The organism is Chrysiogenia bacterium (assembly GCA_020434085.1).
Classification (GTDB): Bacteria; JAGRBM01; JAGRBM01; order JAGRBM01; family JAGRBM01; genus JAGRBM01.
This window is the reverse complement of record JAGRBM010000130.1, coordinates 1-13,238: the sequence shown is the minus strand read 5'-3', so window position 1 is coordinate 13,238 and position 13,238 is coordinate 1. Positions and strand designations below refer to the sequence as shown.

General features: G+C 62.7%; 12 protein-coding genes. 9 read left to right on the top strand and 3 right to left on the bottom strand.

Annotated features, from left to right (window positions below):
• The 3 genes from KDH09_04315 to KDH09_04305 all read right to left on the bottom strand — a co-directional run.
• Nucleotides 1–968 (bottom strand): AMP-binding protein (locus KDH09_04315; GenBank protein MCB0218895.1); only part of this gene is annotated, 968 nt, incomplete at its 3' end.
• The gene (locus tag KDH09_04310) at nt 965–1,852 is read right to left on the bottom strand and encodes an alpha/beta hydrolase (protein MCB0218894.1); all 888 of its coding nucleotides are present in this window, start codon (nt 1,850–1,852) and stop codon (nt 965–967) included. The genes KDH09_04310 and KDH09_04315, both read right to left, overlap by 4 nt.
• A 71-nt stretch (nt 1,853–1,923) precedes the next feature.
• Complete coding sequence (locus KDH09_04305; protein MCB0218893.1) at nt 1,924–2,970, bottom strand: esterase; 1,047 nt, start codon at nt 2,968–2,970, stop codon at nt 1,924–1,926.
• Between the two features lie 290 nt (nt 2,971–3,260).
• On the opposite strand from KDH09_04305, the gene KDH09_04300 reads away from it, so the two are divergent.
• The 9 genes from KDH09_04300 to KDH09_04260 form a co-directional block, all read left to right on the top strand.
• On the top strand, nt 3,261–3,932 hold the full coding sequence (locus KDH09_04300; protein ID MCB0218892.1) for a TetR/AcrR family transcriptional regulator: 672 nt from the start codon (nt 3,261–3,263) through the stop codon (nt 3,930–3,932).
• Nucleotides 3,933–4,003: 71 nt separating this feature from the next.
• The gene (locus KDH09_04295) at nt 4,004–5,296 is read left to right on the top strand and encodes an adenylate/guanylate cyclase domain-containing protein (protein ID MCB0218891.1); all 1,293 of its coding nucleotides are present in this window, start codon (nt 4,004–4,006) and stop codon (nt 5,294–5,296) included.
• A 292-nt stretch (nt 5,297–5,588) separates the two neighbouring features.
• Complete coding sequence (locus KDH09_04290) at nt 5,589–7,115, top strand: aldehyde dehydrogenase family protein (protein ID MCB0218890.1); 1,527 nt, start codon at nt 5,589–5,591, stop codon at nt 7,113–7,115.
• Between the two features lie 130 nt (nt 7,116–7,245).
• Nucleotides 7,246–8,454 (top strand): acyl-CoA dehydrogenase family protein, encoded by a 1,209-nt coding sequence (locus tag KDH09_04285; protein ID MCB0218889.1) that lies wholly within the window; start codon nt 7,246–7,248, stop codon nt 8,452–8,454.
• Complete coding sequence (locus KDH09_04280) at nt 8,451–8,789, top strand: hypothetical protein (GenBank protein ID MCB0218888.1); 339 nt, start codon at nt 8,451–8,453, stop codon at nt 8,787–8,789. Before KDH09_04285 ends, KDH09_04280 begins: the two co-directional genes overlap by 4 nt.
• A gap of 44 nt (nt 8,790–8,833) precedes the next feature.
• Nucleotides 8,834–9,118 carry a hypothetical protein gene (locus KDH09_04275; protein MCB0218887.1) on the top strand — a complete coding sequence of 95 codons (285 nt, stop codon included), beginning with the start codon at nt 8,834–8,836 and terminating at the stop codon, nt 9,116–9,118.
• A gap of 250 nt (nt 9,119–9,368) precedes the next feature.
• Complete coding sequence (locus KDH09_04270) at nt 9,369–10,736, top strand: Nramp family divalent metal transporter (protein ID MCB0218886.1); 1,368 nt, start codon at nt 9,369–9,371, stop codon at nt 10,734–10,736.
• A 92-nt stretch (nt 10,737–10,828) separates the two neighbouring features.
• Complete coding sequence (locus KDH09_04265; GenBank protein MCB0218885.1) at nt 10,829–12,439, top strand: long-chain fatty acid--CoA ligase; 1,611 nt, start codon at nt 10,829–10,831, stop codon at nt 12,437–12,439.
• Between the two features lie 41 nt (nt 12,440–12,480).
• The coding region (locus KDH09_04260) for a hypothetical protein (protein MCB0218884.1) at nt 12,481–13,238 on the top strand (758 nt) is incomplete at its 3' end.

Below are 13,238 nucleotides of genomic sequence, written 5' to 3'. Positions count from 1 at the left end.
GTCGCTCCTTCCCCCATCATTTCGAGGAGCGGCTCCATAATCGAGGCCACGATCGGCGCGCCGCCCCCGATCACCCGCTTGAGCGAGAGAGTCCTGGCTCCGGTCCTGGCCGCATACTGCCCCAGGTTTCGAAGCAATGCGGGTGAGGCGAACATGGAGCGCACCCCACAGTCATTGATCACCTCGACAATCTGGTCGGGCTTGGCATCGGCGGGCCCCTCGAAGGCGAAATTGATGGGCGGCACAACCACCGTGCCACCGGCGCTCAGGGCGATAAACGAGAATGCCGGAAACGCCGGCATGTCGACCGGCACTTCACCCGGCTGGAAGTTCCAGCTCCGGTGAGCGATGCGGGTGATCTCACAAAAATTGCGATGGGGATAAAGCGTGGCTTTGGCCGGTCCGGTGCTGCCTGTCGTGTAGAGAACCGCTGCCGGGTCGTCGGCATCAACCTGCGGCATGGCAGGGCGGGCCGGAACGGCCTTGCGAAGCGAGCGGAAATCGTGCGCAAAGGGGAAACCCGGCGCGCCGAGAACGATGGCCTTGCGCATCACGCGCGGGCCCCAGCCGAATACCGTTCGCGCCAGGTGCGCCAGCGGGATGCCGACGAAGGCTTCGGGCTCGAGCCTGCGCAGCCGCTCACCGACATTCAGGTAACCCACCGCCGGATCGATCCACAGCATCGTGGCGCCCACGCGCGAGAGGGCCAGTTGCAGGACGCAGGACTCGTAGCTCGGCGGCGCCATGAAGATCGTGCGCGTACATTCGACCACGCCGATCTCACGCAAGCCCAGCGCAATGGCCTCCGCATCGTTAGAGAGCTCACGATACGTGTGCCGCTTGTAACGGCGCTTGCCGTTTCGCTCGCGCCCGTCGGGTTCGATGACCGCGATGCGATCGGGATCGGTACGCGCGACCTCCAGTGCGATTTCCGCCAGGTTGAAGACGTTGTTCCCGGTAATGTTCATGCCACACTCTCCACTTTGTTCGCAGCGGCCGCTTCGCCGCGGCCCTGTTCGCAGTTACTGAGAAAGTCCTCGATGATTTCGGCCACCGCGCCGGGCCGCTCCATCATGCACAGATGCCCGCAGCCCTCGAGCCATTCCTGGCGCCGGGGTCGCAGGGTCCGGTTCAGTTCCATCCCCGCATCAGCCGAAAGAATGCGGTTCTCGATTCCCCAGATCGTGCAGATCGGCGGGAAATCGGGGGCGGGCGAGAATCTGTCGAGGGCGGCGTAGGAGTCGAAGTCCTCGACCACGCCAAGCAGGGAGCGGAGCTGGCCGCGACTGGCGTGCGCCTCGCGCAGGAAAGCCGTCTGCGCAACTCCCGCGGCACGGCCCATCCCCCCGAGTTGCATGCTGATCACCGGACCGGCGCTCCAGCGCGGCATACGCAGGCGCCCTGCCAGGCCAAACATCAAGCGCGCAAGCTTCGGCGCGCCCTGATCGAGGCGCCGGATGGTTCCCAGGGACCCGGCCGCAAAGGTGGCTTCGGTCAGCGGATTGACCAGCACGAGCGCTCGCACCCTTTCCGGATGCGCGCTCGCATAGGCCAGAGAGATCGCACTTCCCATGCAGTTACCGACCAGAGTGACCTGCGCAAGCTCGTGCGCGCTCACAAATTCCTCGATGAGCCGCACGTAGCTGCCCAGCTCATAACCGGTTCCGGGTTTCGAAGACTCGCCGTAGCCGGGCAGGTCGATGGCAAAGACTTCGCGATGGGCGGAGATCTTGCCGGCCACTTCGTCCCAGATGGAGTGAGAGGTTCCGCCGTTGTGCAGAAAGACGACCGGCGCTCCTTTACCGCTTCGCACGTATGCAATGCTTTGTCCCTGGAATTCGAATCTCTGCATGGCCGCTTCTCCTCTTCTGGAAGTGGCCGGGCGGTTTCAGTCCCGCCCGGCCGTCTCTGTGCCTGTGTTTTCTACGGATGCCAGAGGTGATCCATCATCCCGGGCAGCGCATGCTCGAAGGCGAAGTTCCAGCAGTTGAAGTTGTGCCCGCCGTCGCAGCCCCAGGGCAGTCCGGGTCCGCGGCCGTACATCCACCAGAAGTGGGGGATGCCCTGGGCGTCCAACGCATTGCTGAGCTGGAACGAGGACCAACCCACGGTGCGCTCGAGAATGTCCTGGTCGTTGATGCCGTCACCGGCATAGAGCGCGACCCACACCGTGCGCAGACGGTCGGCGCGGCGCAGCGGGTTGTTTTCAACCCAGGTCGTATCGAAGGGCCAGATCACCGGCCCGAAGGGATAGCTCCAGTAACCGTTCTGAATGGACTGCTCGACGATCGTGGCGCGGATGCTCTGGTCTTCGAGATCCTGCGCGCCCGAGAAGCTGCCCGCGTAGGCGAACAGGTCGGGACGGTCCTGCGCATAGTGAATGGCGCCGAAACCGCCCATGGACAGACCCGCAATCGCGCGACCTTCCTTGCGTGCAATGGTGCGCAGGTTCTGGTCCACCCAGGGGATGAGCTGGTCGATGTGGTAGCTCTCCCAGGCCTGCATGCCCTGGTTCATGTTCGGCCAGTCGTAGAACCAGCCGACCTTGCCGCAGTCGGGCATGACGGTGATCAGCGGTGCATCGCGCGTAATCCACTCGGCCGCGCCGCCCTCGGTGGTCCACTGGCGCGAGCTGCCGCCGGCGCCGCCGTGCATGAGGTAGAGCACCGGGTAACGTGTGCCCCCGCTGTTCCAGTAGTTTGCCGGGAAGGTGATGCGCACCTCGTGCGGGCCGTTCACGGCGTCAGGATCGATCAGATCGGTGTGAACACCGACCACGGCGGTGCGCTCGGTAAGCCAGAACGAATACTGCACCGTGATACCCCAGCCCGACTGCAGGCCCAAGTCGTTGTTGCTCGGCGGCGGAGGCGTCGAGCCTCCGGCCCGGGCCGTCAGCGGCGCCAGCAGCAATACCGCCGCCAGCACAGCAATCGTGCAAGTGAGCCTGCGGGCCCGCGTGCGCCAGTTCATCGAATCTTCTCTATTTCTCTCTTCCATCTTTCTTGTCCCCTTCTTGCGCTTCGAACGCGTCCTCTTCGAATCCGGCGTGCTCTTCCCAGTGCTGCCGAGGTGCGCGTCAGCGTGTTTTGGGGGAATCTACGAATTATAAACAATTTTGTCTATTACTTTTTGAGCGCCCACTGGTTCAAAGAAGCTCCGAAACCAGCTCAACCCATTGGAATCATTTTGAAATTCTGAGTCAGAAAAAAACATTTATGTCTATGATTGGCAGCCCCCCGTCGGCGGGCTAAGGTCAGTACATGCCCAAGCGCGCCCCCAACCGGGCCCTACCGAGGGGTCCCCACGGCCTGAGCCGCGAAGAGGTCGAGCGCTCCCAGCGCGAGCGGCTGATGCTCGCCATGGCCGAGGTTGTGGCCGAAAAGGGCTTCGCCAATGTGGCCGTGGCCGACGTGCTGGCCCGCGCGGGGGTTTCGCGGGCTACCTTCTACGCCCAGTTCAAGGACAAGGAAGACTGCTTTCGTGCAACCTATGAAGTTGCCGCGCAGCACATTGGAAAAGTGATGGGGATGGGGATCGCGGCGCTCGCGGCCACCGCGCCCGAGCAGGGCGCGCACCTCACGCCCATGGAAAAGCTCGAACGCATCCTCACCGTTTATCTCGATACGCTGATCGGCCAGCCCACCTTCGCGCGCACCTTCCTGGTCGAGGTCTATGCCGCGGGCCCCGAAGCGGTGAAGCAGCGCCTGGCCTCCCAGGAACTCTTCGTGGACATCATCTGCGAGACCCATCGCGGTGAGAGTGGACTCCTCGGGACGAAGCCCGAACAGCGCTTCGCCGCCGAAGCGATCGTGAACGCGGTCAGCGCGATGATGACGAATCTCATCGCGATCGGTGACTTCCAGCGCATCCGTGAGCTAAAGGAACCCATGATGAACTTCGTGCGGGAGCTCACCAGCGCATCGCAGGCCTGAGCTCGTCCCTCCCTGTCCCTGCGCGCTACCCCGTTGCGCCCCGCCCTGCCCGCGCGGTAGGCTGGTGGCGAATGAATCCCATCCGAAAGCTCGCCGCCCGCATGGGGAATCCCCTGGAGTGGAGCAGCGTCGACAAGTGCCTGACGATCATCACCGTCTGGATGCTGATCGCGCTGAGCACGCCTGCCTCGCTCTCGCTGCTGCCTGAGCAGGTGGGATCCTCGCTCTTCGACACCGAGTTCCAGCGCGAGATGCTCCCCTTTACCGGGCTCAATATCTCCCTGTGGGTGATTCTGCTGGGCACGGGGCTCATCCTGCGGGGGCGGCCGGGCCCCCACCGGGTGTTTGTTACCCTGACCATCCTTCAATGGTGGAGTGTCGAGGTCTTCTTCGCCTGGGGCGTAGGGCCGATGACAAGCCCGGCGCTGATGATCACGCTGGGCCAAGCCTTCGTGGCGCTGCTGCTCTTCGAGCGTGTGCCCGCGCTCATCGGCATGGGCTGGGGTATCACACTGCTGGTCACGCTTACCACGCTCTCCCAGGTCGGCGTTCTTCCCTACGCGCCCATGTTCTCGCAGCTTCCCTATCACGAGGGGCGCCCTGACCTTGCCTGGACGGCTGGTGGCGGCGCGGTCTATCTGGCCGCCTTCCTGCTCTTCGTTGCACTCTTCCACTACCTGGTCACGCGCTGGAAAGAGCGCGAGCAGCGCCTGGCGGGCGCGATGCAGCTCATCCGCCGCTACGTGCCCAGCCAGCTCGCCGAGCAGATTCTCGCAGGCGGCAGCGCCGAGCGCGGCCCTCACGAGCGCCGCCGCCTCACGGTGTTTTTCTCCGACATCAAGAACTTCACGGCCACCACCGATCAGCTCGAGGCCGAGGAGCTCTCGCGCATTCTCAACGAATATCTCTCGGAGATGTCGGCCATTGCCGATCGCTTCGGCGGGACCATCGACAAGTTCGTCGGCGACGCGGTAATGATCTTCTTCGGCGCGCCAACCGCCACCGATGACCGCGACCACGCGCTGCGCTGCGTGCGAATGGCCATCGCCATGCAGGAGCGCATGGAAGGTCTGGCGAAGAAGTGGTCCGACGAAGGGATCGAGATCCCCTTCCAGATCCGCTGCGGCATCAACACCGGCGTGGCCACGGTAGGCGACTTCGGCTCGCCAAGCCGCACCGACTACACCGCCATCGGCAACCAGGTGAACCTGGCCGCGCGGCTGGAAAGCAGTTGCACACCGGGGAAGATTCTCATCAGCCATGCCACATGGGCACTGATCAAGGACGAGATCGCCTGCACCCAGACCGGCGAGATTGAGGTCAAGGGGATTCACTATCCAATCAAGACCTACGAGGTCGCTTAGAACTTTTCGCCACCGAGGGCACAGAGATCACGGAGTTTTAACCACAGATGGACACAGATAAACGCAGATAAAAACAACCTAGAGCCGGTCTCCTCTGGCTCGATCCGTGTTCATCTGTGTCCATCTGTGGTTTCAAATTCTGCGCTATGAACTCTGTGCCCTCTCTGGCGTAAACGCCCCTTTCTGAACGCCCCTCACCGCGGGTTTGACGCCCGGCGTCAGGGCCGGGCACAATCGCTCCTTCTGGACCGGGCAGTCCGGGCACCAGTTCATTCTCAGGAGGCACACGCACATGGCCAGCAAGTCGGTGATTGAGAGTTTCAACCCCGCCACCGGGGACAAGATCGGCGAAGTTCCGGTCTTCACAAAGAAAGAAGCGCAGGACGCCATCGACCGCGCCCGTGCCGCGGCGCCCAAGTGGGCGGCGCTAAGCTACAAGGAACGCGCCAAATACATGCTGCGCTTCCGCGAGGTGCTCGTCGACCGCGCCGATGAAGTGGCGCGCCTCATCACCATGGAGAACGGCAAGACCCTCCAGGAATCGGTGATGATGGAAATCTTTCCGATCTGCGACCTGGCCGGTTACTTTGCCAAGAACACCGAGCGCATTCTTGCCCCGAAGCAGATCCCGCTGCACCTGTTCAAGCACAAGTCCAGTTACGTCCACTACCGCCCGCGCGGCGTGATCTTGGTGATCAGCCCCTGGAACTTCCCGTTCACCATCGCCGGCGGCGAGATCATCATGTCGCTCATGGCGGGCAACGTGGTCGTGCAGAAGCCCGCCTCGCTCACCCCGCTCATCGCACTCAAGATGCGCGAGCTCTTCGACGAAGCGGGCCTTCCGGCCGACGTCTTCCAGGTGGTCACGGCGCCGGGCAAGCTGGCTTCGGAGATGATCGGCATGGGCGTGGATTTTGTGAACTTCACCGGCTCGACCGGCGTCGGCAAGAAAGTTGCCGCAGCCGCCGGTGAGCACCTGCTCGAGTGCACCATGGAACTGGGCGGCAAGGACCCGATGATCGTGTGCGAGGACGCCGACGTCGAGCGCGCCGCCACGAGCGCCGTCTTCGGCGCGTTCGGCAACTCCGGCCAGGTCTGCGCTTCGGTCGAGCGCCTCTACGTACATCGCAACGTCTACGACCAGGTCGTCGACCGCATCGTCAGCAAGACCCAGAAGCTCCGCCAGGGCAATCCCCTCGACGAGGGCATCGACGTGGGCGCCATGACCGATCCCGGCCAGGTGGACATCGTTGAGAAGCACGTGCAGAGCGCAATCGCCGCGGGCGCCAAGGTCGTCACCGGCGGCTCGCGCCCGCAGAACCTGCCCGGACAGTTTTTCGCCCCGACCATTCTCACCGGCGTCACCCAGGACATGGAGTGCATGCAGGAAGAGACCTTCGGCCCGACACTGCCCATCATGCGCGTCGATTCCGATGAAGAGGCCGTGCGCCTCGCCAACGACTCGCCCTTTGGCCTCAATGCCTACGTCTTCACGACCGACGCCGCCAAGGGCAAGCGCATTGCCGAGCGCCTGGAAGCCGGCACCACCATGGTGAACGAAGTCCTGATGACCCACGCCGCGCCCGAGACTCCGTGGGGCGGCGTGAAGGAAAGCGGCATCGGCCGCGTCCACGGCGATGAGGGCCTTCGCCACCTGTGCGAGGCCTACCACGTGCACCACGACCGCTTCGGTGCGCGCGGCATGGCCCTGCCGATGTATCCGGCCTCGCGCAAGACCTACAACGCCCTGCTCTCGGGCATGAAGGTCGCCTTCCGCCAGGGTCTGGGTGGCAAGATCGGCGCGCTGCTGGGAAACTGATCGCTTTTCAGACCGACAAAGAAACGGGCCGCGCTTTGCGCGGCCCGTTTTCGTTTCTGAGCTGCGCTTACCATTTCCTGCCCCCTCCCCGGCCGCGCCCGGTATAATGAAGCGCGCGGAGGAACCCCTCATGTTCGAGCTCACCGATACCCAGCGCATGATCGAGCAGGCGGTGCGGATGTTCGCCGAGAAGGAGATCGCGCCGCACCTGGAAAAACTCGAGTCGGGCGAGATGCTCCCTTATGAAATCCTCAAGAAATTCGGCAAGCAGATGGGCTTTGCGGGCCAGGTAAAGGGATCGTTCAGCAAACGCGAAGGCAAGGATGAGGGCGAGAAGCCTGCAACCACGGCGGGCGCCCTTCCCGGCGGGATCGACCCGATGATTCCGGCCATCGTGTTCAAGGAAATCTCGCGCGTCTCGCCGGGCTTCTGCATGGCGCTCGTGGCGACGCTCGGCTGCGCCACGGCAATCTCCCAGCAGGGAACCGAGGAGCAACGCGAGCGATTCGCCTACCCGGTCTTCACCATGGAGAAAGTCGGTTGCTGGGCGCTCACCGAGACGACCTCGGGCTCGGATGCCTTTGGCAGCATGCGTGCCCGCGCGCGCATTGATGGCGATCACTTTGTCCTGGCCGGCCAGAAGACCTTCATCTCGAACGCGCCTTTCGCCGACGTGATGCTCATTTACGCGCGCCTCGAAACAGGCGGCGATGAAAAGCCCCCGGTGCGCGCCTTTGTGCTCGAGCGCGGCGACCCGGACCTCACCACCGGCGCGCCCATGCCGAAGATGGGCATGTGGGATTCGCCCACCGGCGAGATCTTCATGGACGAGGTGCGCGTGCCGCGCGACCGCATTCTGGGCCCGCAGCCCGAAGACGCGGGAAGCTCACGCAAGGGCGATGCCAAGGGAACGCTCCAGCATGAGCGCGCGGTGATGCCGGCCATGTGCCTTGGGATTATCGAGCGCTGCGTGGAAGAGAGCGTGAAGTTTGCGAAAGAGCGCGAGGCCTTCGGCCAGACCATTGCCGGTTACCAGCTCATCCAGGACAAGCTGGCGCGCATGAACGTCTCGCTCGAGAACGCCCGCAACCTCATCTTCAAGCTCGTGTGGATGCAGAAGAAGGGCAAGCTCGACGACAAGACCGCCAGCACGGCCAAACTCTACTGCTCGCAGGAAGCGGTGCGCGTGGCGCTCGATGCCATCCAGATCATGGGCGGCAGCGGCTATATGCGCGAAGCACCGGTGGAAAAACTCATGCGCGATGCCAAGATGTTCGAGATCGGCGGCGGCACCAGCGAGATCCAGACGCTCACCATCGCAAGGGAGATGCTCAAGTGATGACACCCGACGACCAGCACTTTGTTTCCGAGCGCGCGCGCCGCAACCGCCTTGGCGGACCGATCATCGGCCCGACGCTCGTGGCTTGGGTCACCTTCAGCGTGGTGCTCGTCTGGGCCGTTCCGCAGCTTGCCAACCCCTGGCATGTGATGGAGGGCTACCAGAACGGCACGCTCTCGGGAAAGAGCATCGAGGTTCTCGCCATGCTCTCGCCGGTCCTGATGCTGGGGACGCTGCTGGGGTTCACCAGTTTTCTCTTCATCATCTACTACTTCGTCAAAACCGAGCGGCGCTACCTGGCCATCATCGAAAAACTCTCTGCCGACAAAGAGTGAAGCTGTGTTAGAATCGCGGCACTTCAAATTCCGGGAGCGCCCCCATGAGTGAGTCCGCCAAGACCACGCCCTGGCTGATTGTGCACGTGGCCATCATCGCCGGCTTCGTTGCGGAGATCGCCCATACCCTCTACCAGATCTTCTACGCCATCGCCCCGGGCGAGGTGAGCGGCCTGCTCGGCGAGGTGGCCAACAACATCGATGCCGATTTGCTGGTGGCCCGGCGGCTCTATGCCGTCGAGTTCGTGCTGGCCTTCGCCGGGCTCGCGCTCTACCTGGCCGTGACGGAAATCGCGCCGCGGCTCCAGAGGGCGCGCTCAAACCCCTAGCGCGTTTTCTCTCAGCTCCCGTCGCAGCGCACAGCGCGGGGCTCCGTCTTCTCGCCAGACTTTCCGTACGGGCAGCACGGTTGCCCTCCTTCGCGATCATGCTACCCATTTCTTGTGTCGGCTCCGACGCGTTTGCTTGATTCCCCGACTGCAGAGGAGGTACCCGATCGAGTCGCACGTTCGATCCCGCATCGCAATTCCGCCCAGCGGAACGCAACTGTTTCGCTGGCTGGGTCCCGGAATTCTCTGGATGGTTTCCTCGGTAGGGTCCGGCTCGGTTCTGTTCACCCCGCGCATCGGGGCGAAGTACGGCTACGAGCTCTTCTGGATCGCACTATTGGTCTTCGGGTTCATGTGGCTGATGATTCGGGAGGCCGCACGCTACCCGGTAGTCTCCGGACGCACCCTTCTGGACGGCTATGCCACCCTTCCCGGGCCGACGAACTGGGCGGTGTGGCTGTTGTTTGGCCCACAGTTACTGGCCTGTATTGCAGGCGTTTCAGGCATTGCCTCGTTGGTGGGCAGCGCCTTCATGGTCGCGTTTCCGGGCTCGCAGGCCATGTACACCATCTTCATCCTGCTCGGCAGCGGCGCGCTGGTGGTTACCGGCAAGTATGGCGCAGTCGAACGGGCCTCACGCTGGATGGCCTTCTTCATGGTGGCGCTTGCCATTGTCAGTGCAGCGCGTGTGTTTTCCCATCCGCACGCGCTGCTTGATGGGATACAGCCCCACCTGCCCAAGGGGGCCGACCCCTACTTCGTGCTGCCATGGGTGGGGTACATCCTGGCCGGTGCGATCGGGATTACCTGGTATTCCTATTGGGTGGCCACGCGCGGCTATGGCGGCCCGTATCTGGGAGGTCTGAGCGAGGATGGCAACCGCGAGGATGAGCGTGAACTTCACGGCGACAACGTGGAGGAACGCGACGCGCTGCTCTCGCGCTGGCGGGCGATCACCTCGCTTGCGGCCGCCACCGGTGTTTTCACCGGTGCTCTGGTGCTGATCTCGTTCCTGATCCTCGGCGCCGAACTCCTGGGCGGTCAGGGAAGCGTGCCGCAAGGGACCGATGTCGCGCGGGACCTGGCAGGCCTGCTCTCGCAGGTCTGGGGTCCGGCCGGGTTCTGGATGCTCATCGCCATCGTGGTGATCGCGCTGGGCGGTACCGTACTCGCCAACCAGGATGGCTGGAGCCGCACCTTTGCCGACGCCACCTTACTCGTTCTGGGTCGGCGCCAGTCACGGGGCGACGAAGACGAACAACCACCGCGTCGCGCCATCGAGCTTCTCGCCAAAGTCAGCGGGACTGTCCATGTGGATCTAACCACCCGCCTGCGCCTGAAGAACGCCTACGCCATCGTGTGGGCGACGGGCCTGCCGCTGATTGCATTCCTCATCGTGCCCGATCCGGTCACCCTCCTCTCGATCGGCGGCATCATCGCCACCGCGCACACCCCCTTTGTGGTGGGGCTCACTCTCTACCTCAACCTCGCGCGGCTGCCGCGCGCCCACCGGCCCGGACCGCTCACCGTTGCCGGGATGCTTGCCGCCGGCGCGTTCTATGGAGGTTTTGCGCTGCTCTACTTCCTCGATCTGGCCGGCATCCGGTTGCTGGGCTGAGCTGAACCAGCAAATATTTTGCACCTTCCCTGCAGCAATCCCTGTGTTAAAGTCCCCCGCCACATCTCGCGATGCAAGGGGGGATCAGTGCCATGGACGGCCTGATGATGAACTACCAACTGACGCTTCCGCCGATTCTCGAGCGGGCGGGCACGCTTTTCAAAGACACCGAAATCGTCTCACTGCTGCCGGGCAAGGTCGAGCACCGCTACACCTACGGCGAGTATTACCAGCGCACGCGAAAGTTCGCGCAGGCGCTCCAGAAACTGGGCATGAAGAAGGGCGACCGCGTCGCCACGCTGGCCTGGAATCACTACCGGCATCTCGAGAGCTACTTCGGGATCATCTGCGGCGGCGGGGTGCTGCACACGCTCAACCTGCGCCTGCATCCCAGCGACATCTCCTACATCGCCAAAGACGCCGGGGATAAATACGTCATCGTCGACGACGTGCTCTACGAGCTCCTCGAAGACGTCATCAAGGACTACCAGTTCGAAAAAATCATCGTGATCCGTCACGACGACAAGCCGCTGCCCGAGGGAACGCTCGACTACGAGGAGCTCCTCGCCACTGCGACCGACGAGAACTGGGACTATCCCGAATTCTCCGAGAACGACGCGCTGGGCATCTGTTACACCTCCGGCACGACGGGCCGCCCCAAGGGCGTCGTGTATTCCCACCGCGGCACGGTGATGCACAGCTTTGCGAGCTGCATGGTGGACTGCAACGCCATCGCCAACAGCGATTCCATTCTCTCGATCGTCCCGCTCTTTCACGCCAACGGCTGGGGCATTCCCTTCGCCGCGCTGATGGTGGGAGCGAAGTACGTCTTCCCAGGTCCGTTCCTCGATGCGCTCACCACGCTCGACCTTCTCGACAAGGAACAGATCACGCTGGCCGCCGGCGTGCCGACGATCTGGTCGGGGATCCTCGGCGAGCTCACCAAAAATCCGGGCAAGTGGAAGCTCACCCCCGGATGCCGCGCGGCCTGCGGCGGCTCGGCCCCTCCGGAGAGCCTCATCCTCGGCCTTGCCGAGCACGGACTGCGCGTCATGCAGGCCTGGGGCATGACCGAGCTCTCGCCGCTGGGCACCTTCGGCTACCTCAAACACTCGCTCAAATCCCTGCCGGAGAAAGAGCAGGTCACCTACCTCACCAAGCAGGGACTCCCCCTTCCCTACGTGGAGTGCCGCGTGGTCTCCGACGAGGGCGTCGCACCCTGGGATGAGACGACCATGGGCGAGCTGCAGGTGCGCGGGCCGTGGGTGGCCTCGGGCTATATGAACGGCGCCGACCCCGACAAGTGGACGAGCGACGGGTGGTTCCGCACCGGCGACATCGCGGTGATCGACCCCGAGGGCTATGTGAAGCTCACCGACCGCACCAAGGACGTCATCAAGTCCGGCGGTGAGTGGATCAGCTCGGTGGATCTCGAAAACGCCCTCGTTGCCCACCCCGACGTGCGCGAAGCGGCCGTCATCGCCATCGTCCACCCCAAGTGGGACGAGCGCCCGCTGGCCGTCATCGTCCCCGAGGACGGAAAGAAGCCGACCAAGGAAGATCTCAACGAGTTCATCAAGGACAAATTCGCCAAGTGGTGGCTCCCCGAGGCCTACACCTACGTCGAGGAAATCCCCCACACCAGCACCGGAAAGATTCAGAAGCTGAAATTGCGGGAGATGTTCAAGGATTGGAAGTGGTAGGGGACCGTTCGCTGCCATATAGTGGGACCAGAGGATCAAGAATGGAGCATGAAGTTCGTTTCCCTTGGGTGCCGCTCGTAGTAGCTCTGACGGTTTTCGTTGTCGGAGCGACCGCTATTGGTTGGGTCCACTATGATAGCTTCATCCCATCGAAGACCTCAGAAACGCACCTTGTATACGAAATACAGTTGCCAGCGCTTAACCAGAGAACCGGTTACACTGAGAAGGCGACTATCTCTGCTCCAAATACATCGATATCGGCGACAGACTTGCTTGATCTCTGGATTAAGGTTTGCACTGCGATAGCTGCAATTATTGGCGGTCTTCTAGTGTGGCAAAGGATTCGCATCGCCACACTTCAAGTCAAACACGCCAGAGACGAGCTGCAGGCACAACGAAATCAGGCGCTGGCAGAACGCTGCAAGAACGCGATTTCGTCGCTGACGTCCGAAAATCAAATTGTCACAAATTTTGCTACGGCAGAGTTGATGGCCATTACGGCAGCTACTGACATTTTTTCACATGGCATATCGGATGCGTTGCGCACGATGCTTTTGGCTGCATTTCCAACTCTCAGAAGCGAGGCCCCAGCAGCGGATAATGATTCCGAAGATGCAAAACATTGGCGATTGCATGCAAGCTACGCTCGCTCTACCCGTGAATATTTCGCATGGCAAGTTGCAACTTGGCAGATGCTTTGGCGAGATCGCCGTTTTCGGGAGCTGAGGGGTTTGGAACGTCTTCAAATGTCGGGCGAGCGAAAAGCGCACTTTATCCAAGGAAGCGGTGGTTTCTTTAC